The sequence below is a fragment of the Nocardia miyunensis NBRC 108239 genome (assembly GCF_001613065.1).
Classification (GTDB): Bacteria; Actinomycetota; Actinomycetes; order Mycobacteriales; family Mycobacteriaceae; genus Nocardia; species Nocardia miyunensis.
The window spans coordinates 83399-109844 of record NZ_BDBQ01000009.1; the positions used below are offsets into that span (position 1 = coordinate 83399).

At 67.6% G+C, this 26446-nt stretch carries 26 protein-coding genes; 15 read left to right on the forward strand and 11 right to left on the reverse strand.

The genetic code is table 11. From position 1 onward, the window contains the following. Window positions 1–26: 26 nt before the first annotated feature. Window positions 27–1241, reverse strand: coding sequence for a PucR family transcriptional regulator (locus NM2_RS04850; RefSeq protein WP_067664501.1), 1215 nt, complete (start codon window positions 1239–1241; stop codon window positions 27–29). 380 nt (window positions 1242–1621) lie between these two features. On the opposite strand from NM2_RS04850, the gene NM2_RS04855 reads away from it, so the two are divergent. Further along, entirely contained in the window at window positions 1622–3619 is a 1998-nt protein-coding gene (locus NM2_RS04855; protein WP_067664502.1) for an APC family permease, read from the forward strand. Here NM2_RS04855 and NM2_RS04860 read toward each other — a convergent pair. Next, window positions 3603–3860, reverse strand: a complete 258-nt coding sequence (locus NM2_RS04860) for a hypothetical protein (protein WP_067664504.1) — start codon at window positions 3858–3860, stop codon at window positions 3603–3605. The two genes, NM2_RS04855 and NM2_RS04860, sit on opposite strands and share 17 nt — an antisense overlap. Before the next feature lie 182 nt (window positions 3861–4042). On the opposite strand from NM2_RS04860, the gene NM2_RS04865 reads away from it, so the two are divergent. Beyond that, window positions 4043–5242: an RNA-guided endonuclease InsQ/TnpB family protein gene (locus NM2_RS04865; protein WP_067664507.1), complete on the forward strand. Its 1200-nt coding sequence runs from the start codon at window positions 4043–4045 to the stop codon at window positions 5240–5242. Between the two features lie 67 nt (window positions 5243–5309). Further along, window positions 5310–6665, forward strand: a complete 1356-nt coding sequence (locus NM2_RS04870; protein ID WP_067664509.1) for a wax ester/triacylglycerol synthase domain-containing protein — start codon at window positions 5310–5312, stop codon at window positions 6663–6665. 43 nt (window positions 6666–6708) lie between these two features. Here NM2_RS04870 and NM2_RS04875 read toward each other — a convergent pair whose 3' ends face one another. Further along, entirely contained in the window at window positions 6709–7068 is a 360-nt protein-coding gene (locus tag NM2_RS04875; RefSeq protein WP_040823427.1) for an ACT domain-containing protein, read from the reverse strand. Window positions 7069–7186: 118 nt separating this feature from the next. Here NM2_RS04875 and NM2_RS04880 point away from each other — a divergent pair, with 118 nt between their 5' ends. Further along, window positions 7187–7543: a hypothetical protein gene (locus NM2_RS04880; protein WP_067664634.1), complete on the forward strand. Its 357-nt coding sequence runs from the start codon at window positions 7187–7189 to the stop codon at window positions 7541–7543. A 75-nt stretch (window positions 7544–7618) separates the two neighbouring features. On the opposite strand, the gene NM2_RS04885 is transcribed toward NM2_RS04880, so the two are convergent. Next, on the reverse strand, window positions 7619–9031 hold the full coding sequence (locus NM2_RS04885) for an amino acid permease (protein WP_067664636.1): 1413 nt from the start codon (window positions 9029–9031) through the stop codon (window positions 7619–7621). A 173-nt stretch (window positions 9032–9204) separates the two neighbouring features. Between NM2_RS04885 and NM2_RS04890 the strand changes: the two genes are divergently transcribed. From NM2_RS04890 to NM2_RS04900, 3 genes are all read left to right on the forward strand, one after another. After that, window positions 9205–10581, forward strand: coding sequence for an MFS transporter (locus tag NM2_RS04890; RefSeq protein ID WP_067664510.1), 1377 nt, complete (start codon window positions 9205–9207; stop codon window positions 10579–10581). Continuing rightward, window positions 10571–10987: a MarR family winged helix-turn-helix transcriptional regulator gene (locus NM2_RS04895; RefSeq protein ID WP_067664513.1), complete on the forward strand. Its 417-nt coding sequence runs from the start codon at window positions 10571–10573 to the stop codon at window positions 10985–10987. Before NM2_RS04890 ends, NM2_RS04895 begins: the two co-directional genes overlap by 11 nt. Window positions 10988–11067: 80 nt before the next feature. Beyond that, window positions 11068–11973 carry a dienelactone hydrolase family protein gene (locus NM2_RS04900; protein WP_067664515.1) on the forward strand — a complete coding sequence of 302 codons (906 nt, stop codon included), beginning with the start codon at window positions 11068–11070 and terminating at the stop codon, window positions 11971–11973. Here the strand turns inward: NM2_RS04900 and NM2_RS04905 are convergent. Further along, the gene (locus NM2_RS04905; RefSeq protein WP_067664638.1) at window positions 11961–12488 is read right to left on the reverse strand and encodes a gluconokinase; all 528 of its coding nucleotides are present in this window, start codon (window positions 12486–12488) and stop codon (window positions 11961–11963) included. The two genes, NM2_RS04900 and NM2_RS04905, sit on opposite strands and share 13 nt — an antisense overlap. A gap of 106 nt (window positions 12489–12594) precedes the next feature. Here NM2_RS04905 and NM2_RS04910 point away from each other — a divergent pair, with 106 nt between their 5' ends. Then, the gene (locus tag NM2_RS04910; protein WP_245717843.1) at window positions 12595–13080 is read left to right on the forward strand and encodes a universal stress protein; all 486 of its coding nucleotides are present in this window, start codon (window positions 12595–12597) and stop codon (window positions 13078–13080) included. A 21-nt stretch (window positions 13081–13101) separates the two neighbouring features. On the opposite strand, the gene NM2_RS04915 is transcribed toward NM2_RS04910, so the two are convergent. Beyond that, complete coding sequence (locus tag NM2_RS04915) at window positions 13102–13590, reverse strand: nitroreductase family deazaflavin-dependent oxidoreductase (protein ID WP_245717844.1); 489 nt, start codon at window positions 13588–13590, stop codon at window positions 13102–13104. Between the two features lie 84 nt (window positions 13591–13674). Beyond that, on the reverse strand, window positions 13675–14508 hold the full coding sequence (locus NM2_RS04920; RefSeq protein WP_067664519.1) for an alpha/beta fold hydrolase: 834 nt from the start codon (window positions 14506–14508) through the stop codon (window positions 13675–13677). Window positions 14509–14578: 70 nt separating this feature from the next. On the opposite strand from NM2_RS04920, the gene NM2_RS04925 reads away from it, so the two are divergent. Further along, complete coding sequence (locus NM2_RS04925) at window positions 14579–15172, forward strand: TetR/AcrR family transcriptional regulator (RefSeq protein WP_067664642.1); 594 nt, start codon at window positions 14579–14581, stop codon at window positions 15170–15172. Window positions 15173–15194: 22 nt separating this feature from the next. On the opposite strand, the gene NM2_RS04930 is transcribed toward NM2_RS04925, so the two are convergent. Continuing rightward, window positions 15195–17255, reverse strand: coding sequence for a neutral/alkaline ceramidase (locus tag NM2_RS04930; RefSeq protein WP_067664644.1), 2061 nt, complete (start codon window positions 17253–17255; stop codon window positions 15195–15197). Window positions 17256–17600: 345 nt separating this feature from the next. Continuing rightward, window positions 17601–18437 (reverse strand): glycoside hydrolase family 3 C-terminal domain-containing protein, encoded by an 837-nt coding sequence (locus NM2_RS04935; protein ID WP_067664521.1) that lies wholly within the window; start codon window positions 18435–18437, stop codon window positions 17601–17603. Between the two features lie 341 nt (window positions 18438–18778). On the opposite strand from NM2_RS04935, the gene NM2_RS04940 reads away from it, so the two are divergent. The 4 genes from NM2_RS04940 (at window position 18779) to NM2_RS04955 (ending at window position 22786) form a co-directional block, all read left to right on the forward strand. Then, window positions 18779–19888, forward strand: a complete 1110-nt coding sequence (locus NM2_RS04940) for a DNA polymerase III subunit beta family protein (RefSeq protein ID WP_245717845.1) — start codon at window positions 18779–18781, stop codon at window positions 19886–19888. A gap of 26 nt (window positions 19889–19914) precedes the next feature. Beyond that, entirely contained in the window at window positions 19915–20391 is a 477-nt protein-coding gene (locus tag NM2_RS04945; RefSeq protein WP_067664646.1) for a hypothetical protein, read from the forward strand. Between the two features lie 157 nt (window positions 20392–20548). Beyond that, a complete protein-coding gene (locus tag NM2_RS04950) occupies window positions 20549–21484 on the forward strand; it encodes an alpha/beta fold hydrolase (RefSeq protein WP_067664525.1) in 936 nt (311 codons plus the stop codon). A gap of 72 nt (window positions 21485–21556) precedes the next feature. After that, on the forward strand, window positions 21557–22786 hold the full coding sequence (locus tag NM2_RS04955) for an acyl-CoA dehydrogenase family protein (protein WP_067664527.1): 1230 nt from the start codon (window positions 21557–21559) through the stop codon (window positions 22784–22786). A gap of 99 nt (window positions 22787–22885) precedes the next feature. Here the strand turns inward: NM2_RS04955 and NM2_RS04960 are convergent, their stop codons facing one another. Next, the gene (locus tag NM2_RS04960; RefSeq protein ID WP_067664648.1) at window positions 22886–23461 is read right to left on the reverse strand and encodes a TetR/AcrR family transcriptional regulator; all 576 of its coding nucleotides are present in this window, start codon (window positions 23459–23461) and stop codon (window positions 22886–22888) included. Between the two features lie 200 nt (window positions 23462–23661). Between NM2_RS04960 and NM2_RS04965 the strand changes: the two genes are divergently transcribed. Both NM2_RS04965 and NM2_RS04970 read left to right on the forward strand, forming a co-directional pair. After that, window positions 23662–24486 (forward strand): class I SAM-dependent methyltransferase, encoded by an 825-nt coding sequence (locus NM2_RS04965; RefSeq protein WP_067664529.1) that lies wholly within the window; start codon window positions 23662–23664, stop codon window positions 24484–24486. 194 nt (window positions 24487–24680) lie between these two features. After that, window positions 24681–25124, forward strand: a complete 444-nt coding sequence (locus NM2_RS04970; RefSeq protein WP_067664531.1) for a MarR family winged helix-turn-helix transcriptional regulator — start codon at window positions 24681–24683, stop codon at window positions 25122–25124. Between the two features lie 6 nt (window positions 25125–25130). On the opposite strand, the gene NM2_RS04975 is transcribed toward NM2_RS04970, so the two are convergent. Further along, the gene (locus NM2_RS04975; protein WP_245717847.1) at window positions 25131–26366 is read right to left on the reverse strand and encodes an MFS transporter; all 1236 of its coding nucleotides are present in this window, start codon (window positions 26364–26366) and stop codon (window positions 25131–25133) included. Window positions 26367–26446 lie beyond the last annotated feature (80 nt).

Consider the following 26446-nt stretch of genomic DNA (forward strand, 5'->3'; position numbering starts at 1 on the left):
CCGTACCGATCGCACCGGGCCGCCGCCTACGCTCGATAAGTGCGCGCCACCAGGGCAGATCGTAGATACCACAGCCCGGAGGGCTGATTCGGATCGAATCCGGTGAGCTGTCCCACACGCTTGAGCCGATAGTCGATCGTGTTGGTGTGCACGTGCAGCCCGCGCGCGGTGCGGCCGCGGTTGAGGTTGTTGGCGATATGGCGTTGCAGGGTGGTCAGCAGGTCGGGGTGGTTCTCCAGCGGGTCCAGCAGCGAGCCCAGGTATTCGCGGCCGGGGCCCGGCCGGGTGAGCTGGTATTCCAGTGCGAGATCGTCGAATCGGTAGAGTCCGTCGACGCAGTCGAGCCGATGCACGATATCCAGCAGTTCGTGCGCGCGGTCCGCGCCGTCGGGGATCTCCGGGGCCTTGGCCCGCACGGCGGTGGCCCGGATCGGCACCTGCGCGGCGCGCGACAAGCAGGTCAGCAGTTCGTCGAGTTGCGCGCTGTCCAGGGCGTTCTCGGGGATCAGCACGGTGCCGCCGTCCACGCTCAGCAGCGACAGCACCGATTCGCCGCAGCGCGTTGCCAATTCGGCCTGCACCCGCCGAAGTTTACGGCGGGCCACGACCTTTCCGTCCACGCGCGGATTGCGCTCCTCCGGATGCGGCGGAATCGACAGGGCCAGAACGTGATACGAGGATGCGATCTCGATACCGCACTCGCGCGCCATGGTCGCGCTGGAATGTCCGCCCAGCAGTGCGGAGGTCAGCGTGTGCACCGCGGTGTGGTGTTCGCTCACCACCGCGCGGTACTCCTTGACGTAGGCCACCGATACCGTCGAGGTGAGCGTGCCCAGGATCTCCAGCATCCGTCGCGCGGTGGCCAGGACGGTGTCGTAGTCCTCGGCGGTGGCCTGTGCGAACACCAGGTCGAAACCGATCTTGAAACCCTCGTAGACCGCCCGGTGGATGGTGTCGATCGGAATGCCCTCGCGGGCCCACTCGGCGGCCGCGGCCTGCACGCGCTCGGTCTTGGCGGCGATATCGCCGCCGTCGAGCATGCTGGTGGTCATCTCCACGCAGAGCCGGGTGATGGTGGCGACGTCACCGTGCAGCACATCGTCCGGCAGGGTGCCGCAGGGGGCGACATTGGCGATGAAGTGATCGACCATCTGCCGGGACAGGCTCCAGACGTCCTGCAGGGGCTGGGAGACCGGACGTCCGGAGACGGTCAGATCGCCGGCCGAGGGTGTGACGGTCATGGTGGCTCCTTCCGCGCCTGCGGTAATCGCGCACGGATTACAGTATCGGGCAACACTTCTCGCCTGAACAGACGAGCGACGGCCTTGTCGCCCGAGTGTATTCGCCCATACCGAGTCTGTGACGAGTCACAATCGCTCCGCGCGACGTCCTTCGGTAGTTCGCGGCCAGCCAATACACGTATACACATACGATAGTGGCTGAAAGTTAGCTCCAGCCTCGTTTCAGCCGGTCCACGCGCCGAAGCCGTCCTACAATAGTGAATCGCTGAACCCCAGGAGCCACTACCAACGAGATCCGTACGGTTCAGGCCGATATATTTACCCGTCTACGTCCCTACCGGTTTCCCAACAGCAACTGCTCCCGCTTAGGCTGGCTCATCGTGGTTTCACCGATCGATGTCGCGAAGCGATTAGTCCTCGGGCGCCCGTTCCGCAGTGATCGACTCGGTGAGACGCTCCTGTCCAAACGGATCGCCCTGCCGATCTTCGCGAGCGACGCGCTCTCCTCGGTCGCGTACGCGACGCAGGAGATCCTGCTCATCCTCACCCTGGGCGGTGTGGTCTATCTGCATCTGGCCTGGTGGGTGTCCGCGGCCGTGGCCGTGCTGCTGGCCGTGGTGGTGCTGTCCTACCGGCAGGTCGTGCAGGCGTACCCGTCCGGCGGCGGATCCTACGAAGTGGCCGCGGAGAATCTCGGTCCCGGTGCGGGACTCGTGGTCGCCGCGGCGTCGCTGGTGGACTACATCATGACCGTCGCGGTATCGGTGGCCTCCGGCGTGGACAACATCATCTCCGCGCTACCGGACCTGAATCCGTATCGAGTGGCGATCAATATCGGCTTCGTCGCCCTGCTGACCGCGATGAATCTGCGCGGTGTCAGGGAGTCCGGCCGGACCTTCGCCATCCCGGTCTACGGATTCGTCGTCGGCGTGCTGGTCATGACCGTCATCGGACTGGGGCAAACCCTGTTCGGGCATGCGCCGGTCGCCGAGAGCGCCCATTACCAGATCCACCCCGAACAGGTCGGCCTGTCCTCGGCCGCGGTGGCGTTCCTGCTGCTGCGGGCCTTCTCCTCCGGCTGTACCGCCCTGACCGGGGCCGAGGCCATCTCCAACGGCGTCCCGGCTTTCCGCAAACCGAAGGCGCTCAACGCCGCCCGCACCATGACGGCGATGGGCGCGCTGGCCATCGCGCTGTTCGTCGGCGTGACGGCCCTGGCGATGATCTCGCACACCAAGGTCACCGAGAACACCTGCGACATCACCAACTTCCCCGGCAACTGCAACACCGATGCGCAGAAGACGGTCATCGCGCAGATCTCCGCCGCGGTGTTCGGCGGGCACAGCATCGCCTTCTACTACCTGATGGTGACCACGGCCCTGATCCTGATCCTGGCGGCCAACACCGCGTACAACGGCTTCCCGCTACTGAACTCGATCCTGGCCCAGCGCCGGTACATGCCCCGGCAGCTGCACACCCGCGGCGATCGGCTGGCCTTCTCCAACGGCATCATCCTGCTCGCCGTGGTCGCGGGCGGGCTCATCTACGCCTTCCACGGCTCGACCACGCGACTGATCCAGCTGTACATCGTCGGGGTTTTCACCTCGTTCACGCTGTGTCAGGCGGGCATGGTGCGGCACTGGAACCGGGAGCTGCGCACCGCGAAGACACCGGCCGAGCGCGCGCGCATCCACCGGGGGCGGATCATCAACGCCTTCGGATCCTGTTTCACCGGCGTCGTGCTGGTCGTGGTGATGGTCACCAAGTTCACCCACGGCGCGTATCTGGTGGTGTTCGCGATCCCGGTGCTGGTGGCGATCATGGCGGGAATTCATCGGCACTACACGCGGGTGCGCGCCGAGCTCGACATCGATCCCGACGAGCTCGAGACGCTGCCCGGTCGCGTGCACGCGATCGTGCTGGTTTCCAGCTGGCACAAGGCGACTCAGCGCGCGGTGCAGTTCGCCCGCGCGACCCGGCCGGACACGCTCACCGCTATCTCGGTGAACGTCGACGACTCCGATACCCGCCAGCTGACCCGGGACTGGGAGACCGCAGGGGTGGCGATCCCGCTGAAGGTGATCGAATCGCCCTATCGCGAAATCACCCGGCCCGTCATCGAATACATCAAGCGGGTGCGTACCTCGCGCCCGCGCGACGTGGTCGCGATCTACATCCCCGAGTACGTAGTGGGCCGCTGGTGGGAGAACCTGCTGCACAACCAGAGTTCGCTGCGACTCAAGGCGCGCTTGCTGTTCGTACCCGGCGTGATGGTGACCAGCGTGCCGTATCAGCTGCGCTCGTCGCGGTCGCGCTCCTCGGAACGAATTCAGCACAGCCCGGGTGAGATTCGCCGCGGCATCACCGGATCAGGTTGAGGCACAACCAATCCGCCAGCAGTCCGATCAGCAGGTACAGCACCGCGCACACCCGCAACCAGCGGGTGATCGCTCGCAGCCACCGCCCCTTGGCCAACAGCGACCGGTAGGTGTGCGGCGGCAGATCCCGGGCCCGGCCGCACTCCGCGGCCGCGTGGGCCTCACGTGCCCAGGTCTCGGTGAAGAAGGAGGAGAACAAGATCGCGGTCGCTGCCGCGATGACGAGTACCCCCCAGACCATGATTCCTTTAAAGCACGCGCGGACTCGCCGGACAAGTTCGGTTCGTCTCATTGGTCGTTTTCATCGAACCGACAGTTCCGGCTCCCGAAGATCGGGTAGCTCGCACGGACGCTGCACAAGCACGATATCTACCAGTCCATATGGTGCCCAAGTCCGTCATGGACCAACGCTAGTATCGCAGTGTGCAACTCAGGTACAACTTCCGCCTCTACCCGACACCTGGTCAACAGGAGCAGTTGGCGAAGACGTTCGGTTGCGCCAGAGTTGTGTTCAATGATGCTTTGCGGGCTCGGAGGGAGGCGTTCGAGAGAGGCGAACGTGTCAGCGACGGCGAGTTGTCCAGACAGCTCACCGAAGCGAAGAAGACCCCCGAGCGAGCGTGGCTGGGTGACGTGTCCAGCGTCGCCCTGCAACAGGCTCTCGCAGACCTGAACACCGCCTACCGGAACTTCTTTCAGTCGGTCACTGGCAGGCGCAGAGGTGCCGAAGTGAGGCCTCCGCGGTTCCGTTCCCGCAAGGACAGTCGACAAACGATCAGGTTCACGAAGAACTCCCGGTTCGCGGTGACGTCCGGCGGAAAGCTGCGCTTGCCGAAGATCGGGGAATTGACGGTCCGTTGGTCGCGGGAGCTGCCTTCCGAACCGTCGTCGGTGACAGTGATCAAGGATGCCGCTGGACGATACTTCGCGTCGTTCGTGCTGGAGACGACCGATGCGCCGTTACCCCCTTCGGATTCGGAGGTGGGTATCGACCTGGGCCTGTCCACGTTCGCTGTGTTGTCCGACGGCAGAACGATCGTTTCGCCCAGATTTCTGCGACAGGCGGAGCGTCGGTTGCGGAAGCTGCAGAAAGCGTTGTCTCGCAAGAAGAAAGGTTCCGCCAACCGACTGAAGGCCCGAATCAGGGTAGCCAAGGCTCATGCCAGAGTCGCCGACACGAGGCGCGACTGGATCAACAAGCACTCCACGAAAATCATTCGCGAGAACCAAGTGGTGTTCGTGGAGGACTTGTGTATAAGGGGTTTGGCACGTACCCGGTTGGCGAAATCGGTGCATGATGCGGGCTGGGGTATGTTCACCCGTAAACTGGAGGAGAAAGCCTCCAGGTACGGGCGAGCTTTTGGCAGAATTGACAGGTTCTTCCCGTCCACTCGACTGTGTTCCGCCTGCGGGACGCAGAGCGGCAGGAAGCCGCTGTATGTCCGAGAATGGACATGCACGTGCGGGGTCACTCATGACCGGGATGCGAACGCCGCGAAGAACATTTTGGCCGCAGGGCTTGCGGACAAATCAAACGCCTGTGGAGGGGATGTCAGCCCGGGATTCGCCCGGCAGTCGCCTGTGAAGCAGGAACCCGCCGAGGGCACCACACGGTGCTGGTAGGGCTCCCGCTGTCAGGGCTGGGAGGAAGTCAAAGTTCAGGGCAATCGACGATCGACGAGAGCAGCGGATGCGCGAATCACAGCTGATGGCCAATGACGCGGCCTTCTTCTACCTGGCGCGGTCGGGGCGGATGACCGACTGGCCGATGTGGTGGGTGTTCGACAGTGGCGAGGCCGCCGCACCGACCGGTGAGCAGGTCACGGCGTACTTCGAGGCGCGGGCGGCGGCGCTGGAGCCGTTGCGGCGGCGCATCCACGAGGCGCCGGGCGGGCTCACGCACCCGTTCTGGGGCGTCGATGACAGTTCCATCGAGAGTCATGTCGTCACCCACCCCGAGGGGCTGGAGTGGGCCGCGTGCCAGGACCGCATGGCGAAGGTCCTGACCGAGCCGCTGGACGCGCGGGTGTGCGCGTGGCGGTTGCACGTGTTCCCGGCGGTTCGCGGCATCGAGACGCTGACCGGCGCGGGCACCGTGGTGATGATGCACACCAGTCACGCGCTGATGGCCGGCCCGGCGATGACCTCGCTGGGCGAGGCGTTGTTCGCGGCGGACCCCGCGCCGGTGCGGATCGACGGGCAGCCGGCCGCGGCCCGGCGTCCGCGGCTGTGGTCCGCAGCGCTGGCCGATGCCGTGCGGATACCGTGGCGCACAGTGCGATTCATGGCCGGGGCCCGTGCGCTGAACCGGTGGTCCGTGCCCGAGGGCGAGGCCGATTGGTCGGTCATCTCCGCGCGGACCAGGACGGTGCTGAATCAGCGCATCGGCGCGGACCGCGCCATGCGCACGGTCCCGCTGGATCTCGCGTCGGTGCGCTCACCCGGGGCCACCGTCACCGCCGTCGGGCTGACCGCGATATCCCTTGCGCTGCAACGTTATTTCGACAAGCGCGAACTGCCCTGCCCGGATGACCTGTCGGCCTTCGTCACGATCGCGATACCGGACGTGCGGGTGCTGGGAGTCAACCGGATCGGCGCCGACGTGGTGGATCTGCATCCTGGCGAACCGGACACCGCCGCGCGGGCCCGCGCCGTGGACGCCACCCTGCGCGCTCGCCGCGGATCGGCCTCGAGCCCCCGCGAACTGGCCCGCCTGCACCTGATCGACGGGCTGCCCAGCCGCATCTACCGGACGAAATTCGGCACCCTCCCGCCCGCGGACCCGCCACCGCTCGCACCCGCGCACACGATTCTGACGAGTATCCGCTGCGAGTCCGATACCGCATTGTCGTTGCTGGACAGCCGATTCCGATTCGCGGGCATGCTGCCGCCGGTGTATCCGGACATCGCGCTGGCGCATTCCTTCGTCGGCGCGGGTGAGGTCTTCGCGGTCTCGGTGGCCTGCGATCCGGCCGTCGTCACCGATCTGGACGTCTACTGCGAGATGCTGCGCAACGCCTTCCACGAGCTGGCCACCCTCGCCTGAGATCCGGCCGCTGCCACCGCGAACGCGCTGTGCGCCAAGGTTTTCAGCCGTCGATGCGGTGGCCCGCCTGTTCCAGCGCGTCCTTGGCCTCGACGAGCCGGTGTTCGGGCACCAGCACCAGATCGGCGTGATAGGTGGAGGTCACGAAGACCGGGATGCCCGCCTCGGTCAGCGGTCCGACGACCGCCGCGGGCATGCTGGTGTCCCGGCCGTGCCTGGCGGGGTCGCCGTACAGGCCGATCCAGATCTCACCCTCGGCCCACGGCGGGGCGTCGCGGACCACGGTCAGCCCCTCGGGCGCCCGTACCAACGCGATCCACTCGTCGTCCTCGGGAAACGTTGCCTCGGCGACGTATTCGACCGCGAACCGGGAGGGGACGACGTGCAGCCGCTGGACGCTCATCCGGCCATCCTAGGACGCGCGCGATTCCGGCCCGCGACCCCTGTGCATCGATATGCCGATGGTGTGGACGACACTGGAGTGCGCACGGTCCCGATATCCGTCCCGAGGAGGTGCGGTCATGGTCGACGACGTCGAGAAGCGCTGGCACGATCCGGAGATGTACCGGCGGGCGGTCGGATACTGCGTGGGCGTGCTGATCGTCACGGCGCTGATATTCCTGGCGATCGACCAGTGGGCGAGCCGCCGCGAGACCTGCGGGCAGTCGCCGCGGACCTTCTGCGACGGCGCGTCGCAGGCGGCGATCCTCGGCGGTCCGGGTCTGGCGCTGGTCATCGGCACGATCGGCGCGTTCGTCACCACCTACCGCGTCTGGCGGCAGCATCGCGCCTGGCCCATCTGGCAGGGCGCGGGATGGTTCCTGATGATCGTGAGCCTCGCCTATCTGTCGATCGGCACGGGCAGTGTCATGAGTTGAACACGGGACACGAGCGGACACATGCGAAAGGGCCGCCGATTCATCCCGCGAATCGGCGGCCCTCGTCCGAAAGCCTCAGGGGTTGGCGGGTTCCCGGCGACGCGCCAGACTGTTCACCACCGGATATCCGGCGCAGACCAGAACGGTCCACACCACGCCGACGATGATCGCCGTGCGACCGCTGTCGGTGAAGAACAGCAGGACCACGACCAGGCCCAGGAAGGCCAGGGCCAGTACGGTGCTCACCGGTGCTCCGGGCAGGCGGTAGTCCGAGGGCGGGAGTTCCCCGCGCCCGACGCGGACGCGATACACCATGTGGCACACCAGGATCACACCCCACACGACGATGATGCCGATGGTGCTGACCGAGGTGATGTAGGCGAACGCCTTGTCCGGCGAGATCACGTTGACGATCACGCCGATCACCATCGCCGCCGCCGAGGCGATGATGCCCGCGTACGGCACCTGCCGACTGCTCAGCGCGCCCAGCCCGCGCGGCGCCTCACCGTGTTGCGCGAGGCTGCGCAGCATGCGGCCGGTGGAGTAGATGCCCGAGTTGCACGAGGACAGCGCCGCGGTCAGCAGCACGAAGTTGATCAGGTCGGCAGCGCCCGGGATGCCGACCTTCTCGAAGACCTCCACGAACGGGCTTGCGCCGGAATGGAAGTTGGTCCAGCTGAGCACCGACATGATGATCACCAGCGCACCGACATAGAACAGTCCGATCCGCAGTGGGAGGGTGTTGATCGCCTTGCGGAGCGTCTTGCGAGGTTCGCGGGCCTCTCCCGCGGTCACACCAACCAATTCCACACCGACATAGGCGAACACCACGATCTGCAACGCCAGCAGGGCCTGCCAGGGGCCGTTCGGGAAGACGCCGCCCTGGGACCACAGATTCGTCACGGACGGATTCGGCGCGTGCCCGAATCCGATGACCAGCACGCCGATTCCGATCACGATCATCGCCAGGATCGCGAAGATCTTGATCGCGGAGAACCAGAACTCGCCCTCACCGAACACCTTCACCGAGATCAGATTCGCCCCGAACAACACGGCAAGCACCACCAGCGCGGTCGCCCACTGCGGAACCGCGAACCAACGCTGCACATAGTTTCCGGCGACGGTGATCTCGGCCATGCAGGTGCTCACCCACACGGCCCAGTACGTCCAGCCGGTCACGAATCCCGCGAAGCGCCCGAGGAATTCGTGCGCGTACTCGGCGAAACTCCCCGATACGGGTCGGTAGGTCAGTAGCTCCCCCAGCGCTCGCATGATCACGAAGATCGCGACGCCCGCCACCAGGTAGCACAGGATCAGCGCCGGTCCAGCCTGCTCGATGGCGCCACCCGCACCCCAGAACAGGCCGGTGCCGATGGCACCGCCGATCGCGATCATCTGCACCGTGCGCGGGTTCAATCCGCGCTTGTAGCCTTCTTCCTCGTCCACGGGTTCCACGGTCGCCGTGCCCGGCGCCGCACTCCGGTCCATCGTCATGCGACGAACGTACCGGGCGAGCGTTCGCCCCGCAGTACGCCGGATCGAACCTTTCACTCCATTACGGGGCAGCAATCGACCGGTTCACTCCATGACGAGACAACAGTGGTGCATTCCATAACAACTACCGATTGCATCCGGAACAATTGTAGTTTCACAATACTTGTGTGCCTACAACTGTTGAGGGGTTGAGTTCGCGCGGCAAGACAATCGTGCTGGTGACGTGCTGCCTGAGCCTGCTGATCTCGTCGATGGACTCCACCATCGTCAACGTCGCGATCCCGTCGATCCGCGGCGAGATGCACGCGCCGCTGTCGCGGCTGCAGTGGATCGTCGACATCTACACCTTGACCCTGGCCAGTCTGCTGATGCTCTCGGGTGCGACCGCCGACCGGTGGGGCCGCAAGCGGATGTTCCGCATCGGGCTGACCATCTTCGCGGTGGGCTCACTGCTGTGCAGCCTCGCGCCCACCGTCAACATGCTGATCGGCGCGCGATTCGTGCAGGCCATCGGCGGATCCATGCTCAACCCGGTGGCGATGTCCATCATCACCAACGTCTTCACCGACCGGGTCGAGCGTGCCCGCGCCGTCGGCGTCTGGGGTGCGGTGGTCGGCATATCCACCGCGCTGGGGCCGATGGTGGGCGGGTTGCTGATCGATTCGCTGGGCTGGCAGTCGGTGTTCTGGATCAACCTGCCGATCGTCGCGATCGCACTGGTGCTCACGACGCTGTTCGTCCCCGAATCCAAGGCGTCCAAGGCCCGCGGCATCGACCCGCTCGGACAGGCACTGGCCATCGTGGTCATGTTCACGCTGGTCTTCGGGCTGATCGAACACAAGCCGATCATGCTCGTCGTCACCGCGATCGCCCTGGCCGGGTTCTGCTACGTGGAATGGCGGCATCGCACGCCGTTCATCGATCTGCGCTTCTTCCGCAGCTTCCCGTTCGCATCGGCGACCCTGACCGCGGTCTGCGCCTTCGCCTGCCTGGGCGCGTTCCTGTTCAGCGCCTCGCTGTATCTACAAGGGACACGGCATTATTCGGCCGTGCACACCGGTCTGCTGTATCTGCCCATGGCCTTGGGCATGCTGATCTGCTCGCCGCTGTCGGGACGGATGGTCGGCCGCTTCGGTACCCGGCCGCCGCTGGTGATCGCGGGCATCCTGCTGGCGACCTCCACGATCGCGCTGACCACGCTGCGGCCCGATACGCCGGTGTGGGCGCTGATCCTGATGTTCGCCGTGTTCGGCCTGGGCTTCGGCACCGTCAACACGCCGATCACCACCGCCGCGGTCAGCGGTATGCCGCTGGACCAGGCGGGCGCGGCCTCGGCGGTGGCCTCCACGAGCCGCCAGATCGGCACGAGTCTGGGCGTGGCCTTGTGCGGTCTGCTGACCGGTGCGAGTCTGTGGTGGGTCCTGGCCGTCCTCGCGGTCGGAGTCATCGTGCTCGGCGTGTCCGCCAGCACCGGCTGGGCCCGGCGCACCCAGGAGGCCGTCGCTCCTCTGCTCGAACAGAAGGTTCCCACTCATGCCGGATGACGTCCCGACTCCCGACGAGGTATGGCGGATGCTGTTACACGCCGTCGGGACCCGCGACAAGTGGAAGCGGGCCATCACCGAACGCACGGGACTGCCGTTCAGCCGGATCAAGATCCTGCGCCAGCTGCGCTGCGGGCCGATGACGGTCAAGGAACTCGCCGCCGCGGCCGCGATGGACGCGCCCGCCACCACGGTCACCGTCAACGATCTCGAAGCCCGCGGCCTGGTGCTGCGCTCGGTGGATCCGACCAACCGGCGCACGAAGGTCGTATCCATCACCGACCTCGGCGGCCAGGTCGTGGCCGACGCCCTCGCGACGCACGATCCCGCACCGGAATCGATTGCCGCACTGTCGGCTTCGGACCTGCGCACGCTGCGCGACCTGCTGCGCAAACTGGACGGCTGACCCCGTCCGGACCGGTCCACAGCAAACCTCGAGCTCCAGCGTTCGCACGCGGCCGGACCGGCGGAATAAGGTTGTGCCCCATGACCCCCTTGCAGCAGTACATGGCCGAGGAGATCGCGACCGATCACGCGGACGGCATCCTCGATCGCCGCGAGGCCCTGCGCCGCCTGGGCATGATGGGGCTCGGCGTCGCCGCGGCCTCGGCGCTCCTGGCCGCCTGCTCGTCGAATCAGAGTGACGGCCAAGCACATTCGAGCTCGTCCGCGGCTACCGCTTCGGGGCCGCCCGGGGCGGCGGGCGCACTGCCCACCAGCGCGGTCACCTTCGCGGGCCCGCAGGGGCGAACCCTGCACGCGGCGTGGTCGGAGGCGAAGAAGAGCCCGCGCGGGGGTGTGCTGGTGATCCACGAGAACACCGGGCTCACCGACTTCATCCGCTCGGTCACCGGACGTTTCGCGAGCCTCGGCTACAGTGCGCTGGCGGTCGACCTGCTGTCCGAAGAGGGAGGCACCGCAACGTTTTCCGAGCCCGCGGCGGCCACCGCGGCGCTGAGCAAGATCCCGCAGGAACGATTCGTCGCGGATCTGCAAGCCGGTCTCGAGGAACTCGCGCGCCGGGTGCCGGACGGGAAGCTGGGCGTGACCGGATTCTGCTTCGGCGGCGGGCTGACCTGGATGCTGCTCACCGCCGGGACGCCGAACATCGCCGCGGCCACGCCGTTCTACGGCCCCTTCCCCGCCGGAGGCGATCTGTCCCGGTCCAAGGCAGCGGTGCTGGCGATCTACGGATCGCTCGACGCCCGGGTCGGGGCCACCCGCCCGGCCGCCGAGGCCGCACTGGAGAACGCGGGTCTGCCGCACGAGACCTTCATCGCGCAGGGCGCGGACCACGCCTTCTTCAACGACACCGGCCCGCGATACAACGCCGCCGGGGCCACCGAGGCGTGGCGGCGCGTCACCGACTGGTACGGGCGTTACCTGGGCTGAGTTCCGGCGCTGCCACCGCGCAGGACCGCGAGGACATCGTGCACGACGGTGTCCAGGTCGCGGGTGGCGTCGACGGTGTGGCCGTACTCCCGCGCGGCCAACGGCTGCAACGTGGCCAGCTGTGAGTCGAGCAGCTCGACGTGCATGAAATGTCCTGTGCGCGTTGCAATCCGGTGGATCAGCTCCGCGCGCGGGACGTCCAGGGCGACGAAGTACAGTCCGGGAGCCGCGGCCCGGAGGCGGTCGCGGTACTCGTATTTGAGCGCCGAGCAGCTGACCACCGCGCCGCGGTCGCCGTGATCGGCCAGCCAGCGGCCCACCGCGTCCAGCCACGGCAGGCGGTCCGCGTCGTCCAGCGGGATGCCGGAGGTCATCTTGGCGATATTGGCCGCGGGATGCAGATCGTCACCGTCGGTGTAGGCCACGCCGAGTGCGTTCGCCAGCAGCCGCCCCACCGTCGTTTTGCCGGAGCCGGACACGCCCATGACGGCGATCAGGGGCCGCGATGTGGTCATGCGGGCGACGATAGCCATGCGGTACGCGCTCGTGTGCACCGGCACCGGGCACCCGATACCGACCCGGCGTTCGTACCGAACCGGACATCTCGATTAGGCTCGATTCGTGGCGCAGGAGAAGACTCCGGAGTGGGCGGCCGACAAGGGTTCCGGCTTCGAATTGGGCACCGACGGACCGCGCGTGATCATGGCCGGTGTGGACGGAACCGAGGTCTCCTGGCGCGCCGCTGCCTACGCCGGGGGCCTGGCCAGACGACAGAACGCACTGCTGGCGCTGGTGTACATCCAGCCGTACATGGCGATATCCGGGGTGTACGGCGCGGATGTGCAGGGCGCGACCGCCGAGGTGGCCGACGACCTCGCGCGCGAGATCTCCGAACATGCCGAACGAGTCAAGGACGTGTACACCACACGCTGGAAGTTCTTCACCCGCCGCGGCGATCCGTACACCGGACTGGCCCAAGCTGCCGACGAACTCAAGGCCGACGCGGTGATCGTCGGGGCATCGGAGAAGGCCGGGCACCGGTTCATCGGGTCGGTGGCGGTGCGGCTGGTCAAGGCCGGGCGCTGGCCGGTGACCGTCGTTCCGTGATCCCCACCGGTCTCGCCGCGATCAGATGCGGGTCAGCTCGAACAGCCGAAAAGGGCGTTCGGGGACCATATTCTGCTCCATCACGTACCCGGGCCAGCGCTCGATTGCGCGCTCCCAGGCCCACTTTCGCTCCGTGCCGCTCAGGCGCCGGACGCGAACCTTGAAACGTTCTCCGCGACTGTGCACCTCGGCGTGATCGGCGGCATCGAGGTTGGCCGACCACGAAGGATGCTGCGGCCGACCCCAATTGGAGCCGACCAGCAGGATGTCGTCCGGTCCCTCGGGCACGTACAGCAGCGAGACCGTGCGCGGCACACCGGATTTGCGGCCGAGGACGGTGAGCTCGAGCGAGGGCAGACCGGCCACGTCCAGTACCCCGTGCCGCCCCCGGCTGATCCGGCGGACGAGGCGCTCCAGCGCAATGACCAAGGGCGCGATACGCATCACGATCCGGCGACGCCCCAGCGCGCGACCGACAGCGGGTAGCGGGTTCCTCAGCAGGCGATTCACCGTATCCCTCCGTAATGTCGCAGCAATCTCGCGCAATGTAACGGGTTACAGGCCCCGTTTATTCCGCCACGATTGTGGCGACCGTCATGTGTCGGTGAGGAATTCGGCCATCGCGCCCGCTACGGCGGCGGGTTGGTCGATCATGGACAGCACGTAGGCGTCGTCGATCTCCCTCAACCGCCCCTTGGGCAGCAAATCCGCCAGCCGGGAGCCGTGCTCACGCGGCATGACCTTGCCCGCCGAAGACCACAGCACCAGCGCCTCACCGCCGAAATCGCGCAGCGCCTCGGTATCGGCGATCAACTGCGCCCGCGGCGGCAGTGATTTTCCGTATTTGCGCACATCACGCCGGACTCCGGCATCACGCAGACCCGGTTCGGTCCAGCCGCGCACCAGATCGTCGGGCAGGGGATGCCGAGCCATCCAGCCCAGCATCACCGGCAGCCGCCGCAGCGCGGGGATACGCAACTGACGCAGGGCCAGCGTGAGGCCGCCCGGGGCGTAGACCGCGACGACGGTCATCTTGCCCGGCAGGCCGGGTGGGAAGTTGTCGAACGCCTCACACGGCATGACGATCAGGCGGGCAACCCGCTCATCCAGGCCGTACGCGGTGAGGAACAGCCCGCCGCCCCAGTCGGTGTGCACCAGGGTCACGCCGTGCAGGTCCAGCGCCTCGAGCAGATCGGCGAGCACCTGATTCAGGCCACGCATGCTCAGATCCGCATCCGCGCGCATGGGCTCGGGATGGGCGCCCAGCGGCAGCGTCGGCCGGATGTACCGGAACCCCTCGGGCAACAGCGGCATCACCCGGTCCCACTGCGTGTGGTTCATCAGCAACCCGTGCAGCAGCACGACCGGTGGACCCTCCCCCTGTTCGACATAGTGCACCCGGCCCGCGGCGATCTCGACGACTGGCATCCGAACCGATCCCTTCGCTAGAACAGTTGCTCTAGAGCATGTGTTCTAGTGTGGTGGTATGGCGGAGAACATGTCAACCAGCACCCGCGCGCGAATCGTCACCGCCGCGACCGAGCTGATGCGTCGTCAGGGGTACGGCGCGACCACCGTCAAGGAGCTCACCGTCGCGGCCGGTGCGCCGATCGGATCGCTGTACCACCACTTCCCGGAGGGCAAACAGCAGGTCGCCGCGGAGGCGCTGCGCACCAGCGGCGCGGCCTACATCCAGCTGCTGCCGCTGCTGATGGATCCCTACGACGACCTGCGCGAGGCGGTCCCGGCCGCATTCGCTGCCGCGGCAGCCGATATGGAACAGTCCGGATGGATGAACATGTGCCCGGTCGGGACCGTCGCCGGGGAGATCGCCGACAGCCGGCCCGCGCTGCGGGAGGTGGCCGCGGAGGTCGTCGAATCGTGGATCGAGCAGGGTACCGACTACCTCGTCGGCCGCGGCCTGCGCCGCGATCCGGCACGCGCGCTGATGCTGGCGATGCTGGGCGCGCTCGAGGGAGCGTTCATCCTGAGCCGGACCCTCCGCTCCCCCGAACCGCTGCACGCGGCCGGTCGAGCCATGGCCGCTCAGCTCGAAATCGCCCTGCGAACCGATGACGCCGCGCCTGCCTGAACACAACAGGCCAGACGCCCGGTCAGGCGATGGTGAATTCCGCTGATGTGCCGATGAACCGCGTGTTGTGGCCGGTGGCGTCGCGGCGGTCGCCGGTGTAGCGGATGCGGTAGCGGCCCGGGCGGGTTCCGGTGGGGACGGTCCATTGGATGCGCACGATCGAGGCGGCGGGCTGGCCGTCCGGACGCCGCCAGTGCAGCTCGGTGCACCAGTCGTTGTCGTCCTGAATTCGTTGCCAGTCCCGGCCGTTCGCGCGCTCGACCTCGAAATAGGTTCCGCCGGTGTGGAAGTCGTTGTTCGGATGCGCGCCACAGAATTCGGCCGTGATCGTCTGTCCCGCAACGCCGTTCGACGGCTGAGTGAGCACGTCACCGAAGACGCGCCCGGCGACGGGCAGGTCCGGCGGGACCGGCGGCAGCAGATTCGGCTGCGGTCCGGAGGTCCAGTCCAGCGGTGCGGGGCCACGGCCGAGGTCGGTGCGCGCGGCCAGAGCCCGTGCCAGCCGGTCGAATTCCTGCATGTAGGCCGGGAGCGTCCAGCGGCCGAACTGGGTCTCCCCGCCCTCGTACTGCTGGGAGACGTACTCCTCGGGCGTGGTCACGTACTGGCTGTAGCCGTTGGCGTACCCCTGCATGAGCACGTGTTCGAGCGGCACGCCGAGCGCATGTGCGACCAGACGCCGGATCCGCAGTCCGGCCACGACGGTGTATTCCGCTGGGCCGCAGGCCAATACCAGATCACCGATGCGCATGATCTGGATCATCAGCACCTGCGGATTCCACGGGCGCGGCGGCAGGATGCCCAGCGGGGCGGCGATCAGCTTGGGCGCCTGGGCATCTCGCATCCACTGTTCGATCGGAGCGTCGATGCCGCCGAGTGCGGCGACCATCGGATTGGTGTCGCCCTCCCGCAGGAACGACAGCTGACTGTTCCAGTTGTCCTCCTCACTCGTCGCCATCGCGCCCGCGCCCATCATGGCCGGTGCGGTGCGGGCGGGTTTGCCGTCGGGGGTGTACGAACCGTCGATGGCGACATCGGCCATGTTCACGTAGTGCGCGACCGCGTCGACTCCGCCGCGGCTCATGGGGCGCGCGACGGCGAAGGCGGCGCGGCCGGCCCGATACTGCCGCTCGCCGATGATCGTGCAGTTGAGCCGGTTGTTCTCGGTCGGCCCGGACGGGTGCATCGGGACGCAGTTCAGATTGGGCGTCATATCGCCCGCGTTGGTCTGCGCGAACGCCGCGAGGAAGTCCGGCCGGCCGTCGCCGTGGCGCACACCCATCTCGTCGTGTTCCCAGCGGTAGCTGGCATAGCCCTTGTTGTCGGTGGAGATGAGCGTATTGCGGTCGGTCAGCGAGGTGCCGTGGGTGGCGAACCAGGTGATCGCCCCGACGTCCCGGCCGCCCTGACGCAGCCGCAGCACCGTCACCGCGGGGTCGATGGCATCGGGGAACACGGCCTTGTCCGGCGGCGGGTCGAGTTCGAAGGCGACCCGGGAGCGGTTGGCGCTGGCATCGTGCAGTTCCCTGTGCCCGAGCATGATCGTCCCGGGCGCCAGATGATCGTGGGCCTGCCCGATCGCGGTGACGATCCCGTTCACCTCGGCCTCGAACGAGTTCTGCTGAAACCCGTACGCGGCAAGGGAATACGCGTATTCGCGGGCGGTCCCGCCGCACGAATTGTGATTGTGCGTGGCGTTGATGTTCACGTTGCGTTCGGTATACAGATTCCCGAATCGCCGTGCCAGCCGATGCAGCACCTCGAGGTGCACCGACTGGAACAGACACGCGTTGTCGGCGGTGATGAAGACGACGCGATCCCCGCTGACCCGGTCCACGATGACGTAGGCGCGCGCCCAGCACCGCGAGAGCAGTCCGGTGGCGACCTGATCGGCCTCGGAGTAGCCCATCATGCCCTGCCCCGCGGGCGCGCCCGTGATATCGCCGATCCCGCATCCGATCAGGTATCCCTGGCCGTCCGCCTGGTGCCGCGGCGGCTGCGCGCCCGCGGGATTCGCCGCGGACATACCGGCCACCGCCGCGGCCGCCGTACCGGCCAGCACCGATCGACGCGAAACCGTCACCGAGGGCTCCTTCGTGTCGTGACGCGCGGAGGTGACGCCCGACCGGGTCCGGGCGGCACTGTGCTGCACACCATGCCGTATTCCTGTTCGGCGCAGCGTACTGGTCAATTGTCCAGTACGCCAGCCCGCGCGTACATCATCTCGGGAATACCCCGGGCAGACCACCAGGCGCACCGAAACGTCAACGCTGGCATACGCATGGCAAACGCCCGGCGAGATCGAATCAACGATCTGCCGGGCGTTCGTCGACCGGTGTCGGCTCACGGAACACCGGCGGTTCTGGTCGGGATGGTTCAGATGTTGCCCGCGAAGGTGGCCGCGCTGCCGAGGATGCCGGCGGCGGCGCTACCAGTGGCGCTGAGTCCGGCGATGATGAGAGCGAGAAGCATTGGGAAGACCTTTCGATGATCCGGAGATAACCGAAAAGTACAGCCGCGCAAGTGGAGTGACAATGGTTGTAACTCCACTCTGCCCAAACTCTACGTCGCTTGACAGTTGGTTCACAGCAAATGTGTGATCCGGGTCCCACGGTCTCAGGCGATCTCGCTGGTCAGCGGGAGATCGGTCACCGAACCGCCGACGTGCAGAGTGAACGAGCCCGGCTCCCACACCCCATCCCCGCTCGGTCCAGTGCTCGAACGCTCGCCGCGGCAGCTCGATCTCGACCCGCCGGGATCCGCCCGCGTCGAGGGTGACCGCGTCGAATGCCGCCAGCCAGCGCACCGGCCGGTCGAGGGTGCTGTGCGGCCGCGAAAGGTAAGCCTGCACAACGTATTTGCCGGACCGGTCACCGGTGTTGCGGACCGTGACGGTCGCGGTACGACCGGACACCTCGAGATCACTCAGTTCCCAGGTCGTATAGCCCAGGCCGTGCCCGAACGGGTACGCGGGCTCGACACCGGACCGCAGCCACGCGCGGTAGCCGATGTGCACACCCTCCGCGTAGGTCAGCGTGCCGCCGGAGTCCGGCGTGGTGTCGAGCACCGGGACGTCGGCCATCGTCACCGGCCAGGTGGTGGGCAACCGGCCGCCCGGTTCGCGCGCGCCGGTCAGCACGTCGGCGAGCGCGCCGCCGAATTCCTGCCCCGGGAACCAGGACAGCAGGACCGCCGCGACGTCATCGCGCCACGGCATCTCCACGGGCGCACCGGAATTCACCACCACGACCGTGCGCGGATTCACCGCCGCGACGGCCGAGACGAGTTCGTCAGCGTTCCGGTGGCACGGTGCTGGCGGCCGATCTCCTCGCCGTCGGCGAGATATCGCAGTGCGAGACCGGTCGGATGTAGAAGCGCACGTCGGTGCACCAATGCCAGCCGACCTCACCGCGGCACCGACAGGACCGTCGCTCGTCACGTCGGCGAATCGTTGTCGGCATCCGATTCTTTCGCCCGGCTACCGCAAGGTGGTAGCCGATCCGTTCCGACGATGGCTGAGCGCTGGTGCGGACGGCGGGGCCGCGGCACACGCTCGGGAAGGCGAGGGTTGACCTTCGGGTTACCCGAGGCTTCATGATGACCCGCGTGACCGAATCGGAATTCGAGGACGAACCGGGTGAGTTCGTCACGATCGGAGTGTTGGCTCGGGCGAGCGGGCTCACCGCGACGGCGCTGCGGTTCTACGACGACTGTGGACTGCTGCCGCCCGCGCGGGTGGATTCGTTCACCGGGTATCGGTATTACACGCCGGGACAGCGGGAGCGGGCGGTGACCATTCGCCGGTTGCGGGAGATCGGGATGTCGCTCGACGCCGTGGCCACGGTGCTGGCGGGGGATGCCGAGGTCGGCGGTCGGCTGCTCGACGAGCACGTCGCGGGGCTCGAGCGGCGGGCTCGCGAGGCCGCGGCGGCGGTCGGGGCCATCAAGTACGCATTGCGGGCCGAATCCGAGCCGCGCCTGGTCGTGGTCGGCGGAGCCGAATTCGCCGAGGCGATCGAGCAGGTTCGGTCGGCGGCCGCACGGGACACCGAGTTCGCGGCGCTCAGCGGGATTCTCGTCGAGGCCGACGGCGATTCGGTGGTGTTGACCGCGACGGATCGATATCGGCTCAGCACGCGGGCCCTGGTCCCGGTGCATGCGACCGCGCATCCCTGGTCGATGGTGATCGAGGCCGGTGACCTCGCCGCGGCGACCGCCCGGCTGCGCGAACGGGAACACATCCCGATCTCCCCCGCCGCCGACGCCCTCGTATTGACCACAACCGAAGAAATCCGCTGTCCGGCAATCGAAGAGGCGTATCCGGACTATCGGCGCATGCTCGCCGAACTGCCCTCGGCCCGCACCCGCGTGGTGGTGCACCGCGATCTACTCCTCGAAGCCACCGATGAGGCCGGGACGCGAACCCTGCGCTGCGCGATAGATGCCGACTCGCTGCGAACGTCCACGCGACCGAGCGGTTCGGAACGGCGAATTCCCGCTTCGGTCAACGGAATACCGATCGCACTGGCCTTCGACCCCGGTACCCTGTCCCCCGCGCTGCGCACGGCCGTCGGCCCGGAGATCATGCTCGACATCGCCGCACCGGACCAGCCGGTCGTCATCCGCTCGGCCGCCGCCGGAGACCTCACCACCCTCGCCATGCCGACCCGTACGTCGACGCCCGGCACCACAACCGCCCGGAAGGACCATCCGTGAACAGCACCGCCCAACCTGACGACACCATGACCGCGATCACCGTCGCGGTCGGGTACGGCCACAACGGCGACCCCGACACGGCTCGCGACACACTTCTGCGCCTCTGGCACACGATGGGCCCACTCGGCGACCCGCTGCACCGCTGCACCCTCGCGCACTACCTGGCCGACCTGTACGACGACGCCGCGCAGGCCCTGATCTGGGACGTCCGGGCGCTCGACGCGGCCGGTGCGCTCACCGACGAGCGCGCCCGGCGGCATCATCCGGCCCTGCGCGTGCGCGGCTTCTACCCCTCCCTGCACCTGAACCTGGCCGACAATCTGCGCCGCCTCGGCTCCTTCGAGGCCGCGGATCAGCACCTCGACGCCGCACGCGAATATTTCGACGCGCTCGGCGCGGACCCCTACGGGGACGGTATCCGAGCCGCCGCCGACGAGGTCGCCGCCGCGGTCCGCGCCCGCTCGACCGAACGCCGGGACAGCGCGCCCGACGGGCGGTCGTGAACTCCGCCGAATCACACTCGCTGCCGATCGATGTGATTCAAAATCCCTGTACACCAACTCTTTACGGACCATAGTTGAATCCGGCGTCAGCTTTGCATACCGTGTCGAGTACCGCGACCGCGGTGCAGGCACTCGGCAGACGAGGTGGGCGCGAGAAGTGGGTACACCGAACCCGGTACAGGACTGGACGGCGCTGGGCAGCAGACAGGTCGCGGTGAACGGGATCGAACTACGGGTCGTCGAACACGGTGAGGGGCCGCTGGTGGTGTTCTGCCACGGCTTCCCCGAACTCGGATTCTCCTGGCGGCACCAGGTCTTCGCCTTCGCCGAGGCCGGATTCCGCACGCTGACCCCGGATATGCGCGGCTACGGCGGCAGCTCGCGGCCGGATCGGATCGAGGACTACGCCATGACCACCCTCTGCGGAGACCTGGTCGGCCTGCTCGACGCGGTCGGCGCGCGGGACGCGATCTTCGTCGGGCACGACTGGGGCGCCTCGGTCGTGTGGCAGCTGGCGCTGCGGCATCCGGACCGGGTGCGGGCGGTGGCGGGGCTGAGCGTTCCGGTCGCGCCGCGCCCCAAGGCAGCGCCGATCTCGATCTTCCGCTCGCGACTGGGCGAGAACTTCTACATGTGCTGGTTCCAGGAGCCCGGCGTCGCGGACGCCGTCCTGGCCGCCGACGTGCGGCGCACCCTGCTGCGGGACGAGGTGGTGACCGTCGAGGACATGTCCGGCGACAGCGCGGACCCGCGGCCGCCGCGGTGGCTGTCGGAGGACGAACTGCGGTATTACGTCGACACGTTCACCGCAACCGGTTTCACCGGCGGGCTCAACTACTACCGCAACCTCGACCGCGACTGGGAACTGTCCGCCGATCTGGCCGGGGCGAAGATCACCGCACCCGCCTACTTCATCGCGGGCGCGGACGACGCGGTGCTGCGCTTCACCCCGCTGGCCAAGATGAACACCGTGCTCACCGACCTGCGCGGCACCCTGCTACTCGACGGCGCGGGCCACTGGATCCAGCAGGAGCGCCCCGACGAGGTCAGCGCCGCGCTGATCGAATTCGCCCGCGGCGTGCCCGGGAACTGATCCCGGACGCCGAACTACAGTTGATTTCACTCCGATGCCGCAGTGCTGCGGCACGCATCGATGGGAGACCCGATGGACCTGTTCACCGGTTCCGAACGCGCCCAGAAGTACATCGAGGACCTCACGGCTTTCATGACGGATCGCGTCTACCCGGCGGAGGCGGTCTATCAGGAGCAGATGCGCGCCGCCGGGGCGCCGCACCACCATCCGCAGATCCTCGAGGACCTCAAGACCGAGGCGCGTGAGCGCGGGCTGTGGAATCTGTTCCACCCGCATCCGCAATGGGGCCCGGGCCTGACCAATCTCGAGTACGCGCCGCTGGCCGAGATCATGGGCCGCAGCCCGGCGCTGGCCCCCGAGGCGTGCAACTGCGCGGCCCCGGACACCGGGAATATGGAAGTGTTCACGCTGTTCGGCACCGAGGAGCACAAGCAGCGCTGGCTCGAACCGCTGCTGGCCGGGACCATCCGCTCCGCGTTCGCCATGACCGAACCGGACGTGGCGAGCTCGGATGCGACCAATATCGAGATGAGCATGCGCCGCGACGGCGACGACTACCTGCTCAACGGCCGAAAGTGGTTCGCCTCCAACGCTTTGCACGCCAATTGCAAGGTGCTGATCGTGATGGGCAAGACCGATCCCGACGCCCTTCCGCACCGGCAGCAGTCGATGATGGTCGTCCCGATCGACGCGCCCGGTGTGCTGGTGGTCCGGAATCTCCCGGTCTTCGGATATTCCGACCGCGAGGGTCACGCGGAGATCGTCTTCGACAACGTGCGCGTCCCGAGCCGCGATGTACTCGCCGGTGAGGGTGAGGGGTTCGCGATCAGCCAGGCCAGGCTCGGGCCCGGCCGCATCCACCACTGCATGCGGGCCATCGGCATGGCCGAGCGCGCCCTGGAACTGATGTGCCGGCGCGCGGAGTCGCGCAGCACCTTCGGCGCGAAGCTCAGCGAACGCGCCAACATCCAGGACTGGATCGCCGAGGCCCGCATCGAGATCGAACAGACCCGCCTGCTGACCCTCAAGGCGGCCTGGATGATGGACACCGTCGGCAACAAGCAGGCACGGGTGGAGATCGCCGCGATCAAGGTCGCCGCGCCGAATATGGCGCTGAAGATCGTGGACCGGGCGATTCAGCTGCACGGCGCGGGCGGGGTGACCGAGGACTTCCCCCTCGCCAGCTTCTGGGCGCATCTGCGCACACTGCGTCTGGCCGACGGACCCGACGAGGTGCACAAGCGCAGTATCGCGCGGGCCGAACTGGGCAAGTACCGGCAGCGGGGCAGCGCCAAGGCCTGAGCGGGCCGCCGGACCACGGCTTCGACCACCGAACACGTTGCGGCCGTGGCGGATTAGATACACCAGTCGTCGCGGCCGTGCTCACCAGCCACGGCGGGCTCACTCCGCCTCGATCCGCAGGGCATTGACCCACAGGGTGGTCAGGGTGTCCACCAGCTTCTCGAACGGGATCCGCTGGTCGAGTACGAAGACCAGGTAGGCCATGCGGCTGACCATCCCCGAGAGCGCGTGCGCGGTGATCATCGGATCCAGATCGGCCGCGGCCTGCCCGGACTTCTGCAACGCGCGGATCATCCGCGCATTGCGCTGAACGAACGCGCGGCCGCGCTCGATGCGCATCCGCCGGAAGTTCTCGTCCACCTGGGCGACCTGTTCGAAGACCGCCATCAGGCGCGCGTTTCGCTTGTAGGACAACAGATATTCGCGGTTCGCGGCCTCGATCAGTGCGCACGGATCGGTGATACCGCTGCGCTCGCGCACGTGCGGATGCAGCATCTCCTCCTGCACCTGCTCGACCACCGCACCGAAGATCTCGTCCTTACCGTCGAAATAGGTGTAGAACGAGCCCGCGGCCACCCCCGCGGCGGCGGAGATGTCGGAGATCTTCGCCTCGAGGTAGCCGTCACGTTCGAACACCTCCCGCGCGGCCGCGATCAGCGTCGCGCGGGTCCGGATCCCCCGCCGCGTGCGGGGCGCGGGCCGACCGGACTCTTCTTGGCCCGCAACGGCTTTCGACACCACACCGATCACCTGCTCCCGGCTCACCCACGCCTCACTTCCCGATCGCCACGCTATCACCGCGACCGCCGAATTCGACGTCGGCTTCGGAAAGCGGAACTCCCGCGACAGCGCGGCACGGCGGTACCGTATGTGACATGCAGACCGGTGCACCGAGCAGGACCGCGATGGCTGTGGCGCGGGCGCGGGCCGACCACCAGACCGCCGACGAACCGCGGATCTTCACCGATCCGCTCGCCGAGCGCATCGTGGGGCCCGCGGCGCCCCGGACGTCGGACTTCGACCGCGACCTGGACGATGTGGTCCGGCGTCGTCGCCTCATGATCGCGGCGCGCAGCCGTTTCGCCGACGACACCGTCGCCGCGGCGATCGTCGCCGGGACCCGTCAGGTCGTCGTCCTGGGGGCGGGCCTGGACACCTCGGCCTATCGCAATACCCACTCCGATGTGCGATTCTTCGAGGTCGACCATCCGGACACCCAGGCGTGGAAACGTCACCGCCTGGCCGAATCCGGTGTGGCCGTCCCGGATACGCTCACCTTCGCGCCGGTCGACTTCGAACGGACGGACCTGGGCGAGGGTCTGTCCGCCGCCGGATTCGACCGGTCCGGAGCGGTGGTCTTCGTGTGGCTGGGCGTCGTGATGTATCTGACCCGCGCCTCGCTGACGCAGACGTTGCGCTACCTCGGCGGGCAGGACGCACCCGCCGAGGTGGTCCTGGATTATCTGTATCCGCCGTCGGGCTCGGCCGCACAGCAGGCGCGCGCGGATCGCGTCGCCGCGGTCGGCGAACCGTGGATCGGCCAGTACACCGCCGAGGAGATCGGGGCGGAATTATCGGCCGCCGGATTCGCGCGGATACAGGACCTGCCGGCCGCCGAGATCGTCGCCCGGTACACGAACCGAACCGCTTCCGGCACGAGCGACTCCGGGCCGCACCTGATCCACGCCAGTACGGCATAGCCTGGACACCGGGACTTCGCATCGGGTCCGCCGAAATACGAAATCCCCCGGCACGACCGTACGTTCACGGCATCCGCACGGCGGCGACGAGTATGCACCACGTGCATGATATGCGCCACGTATACGGGCGGGCGGACATATTCGCGTGTGGTATACCGACATTCGCATCTCGCACCGAGGCGAAAGGGACCGCATTGGACAAGCTCACGGACCTGCTCGAGTTCGAGACGATGCTGCTCGGTCGCTACAGCCTGACCTCCCAGCGCGGCGGGGGCCGCCTGGACCGCAGCGCGTACACGCTGCTTTACCGGCTGCACATGGAGGGCGCGATGTCCATCGGACAGTTGAGCGAGGCCCTGGGACTGGACGCCTCGACGGTGAACCGGCAGACCGCCGCCATGCGCCGCGCGGGGCTGGTCGATCGGATTCCCGACCCGGACGGCGGTATGGCCCGGAAATTCCAGGTCAGCGAGCAGGGCGCCGCACAACTCGAGGCCGATCGGGCCGCGGCGGTCGGACATCTGGACGCCATCCTCGCGGACTGGTCCCGCGAGGATCTGGGCGCGCTGGTCGGTCTTCTCGAGCGTCTGAACACCGATATCGAGCGGTATCACGGCCGCCCCTGGCCGCGTCCCTGAACAGGTTCAGTCCGGCGTGTCCGCGGTGGTCGCACGGGCCGGAATGTGACGAGCGAACACCGCCCACAGCGCGATCCCGACCACCGTCGCACCCACACCGATCTCGCAGACCCGCGCCCAGCCGCCGGATTCGTAGGCCGCGCCCGCGGTGACCGATCCGGCGACGCCGCCGAGGAAGTACATCACCATGTAGGCCGTGGTGAGCCGACTGCGTGCGGCCGGGTCCAGCGCGTAGATCGCGCTCTGATTGGACAGCTGGATGCCCTGGATCCCGAAGTCGAAGACCAGCAGTGCCACGATCAGCGCGATGATCGAATGCCCACCCCAGGCCAGCAATGCCCAGCTGGCCAGCAGGACCACCCACACCAGCGTCGTCACCGGACGCAGATACCCGCGATCGGACAACCGCCCCACCACCGGCGCACCCAGCGCCCCGGCCACACCGGCGATGCCGAACAGTCCGATGACGACCTCCGAGTAGTGATACGGACTGCCGTGATCGCCGGCGAGCAGGAAGGCCAGCGCGGTCCACACACCCGAAAAGCACGCCATCGCAAGGAAACCCAGCACCATGCGATGCCGCAGCATCGGGTGCAGGCGGATCAGCGACAGGATCGACACGAGCACCTCGCGATAACGCTCCCCGCTCGCGGCCCGGCCAGTGGCGGGCGTGAGCAGATACACGCTCACCGACATCACCAGCTGAATCGCCGCCGCCACCACCAGCACCGCCCGCCAGCCGCCCAGTTGCGCGATCGCGCCCGACAGCACCCGCGAGGACAGGATCCCCAGCAGCAGTCCGCTCATCACCGTGCCGACGACCTGACCGCGACGTCCTGGTTCGGCCAGTGACGAAGACCACGGCACCACGACCTGCGCCGCGGAGGCCGTGATCCCGGTGACGAACACGGCTGCCAGCAGGATCGGGAAGTTCGGCGCGACCGCCGAGACGACCAGCGCCACCACCGAGGCGATCAGCAGTCCGGGGACCATCCGGCGGCGTTCGAGGAAGTCGCCCAGCGGGACCAGCAGCGCCAGCCCGCACAGATAGCCGACCTGAGCCCCGCTCACCAGCAGTGCGGCGGTCGCGGTCGAGATGCGCAGATCGCTTCCGACCTGTTGCAGCAGCGGCTGGAGGTAGTAGAGACAGCCCGCGGACGATCCCGCGGTCACCGCGAAGACGAGCACGAGCAGACGGGTGAGCCGGGCCTGCTGCGGCGCGGCGACGGTCGAGACACACACTCCATCCATGGTCCGGCACTCGGCCGATCAATGGAAGCGATGGATTTCGATACCCACATCACTCTCGGAGATACCGGAGC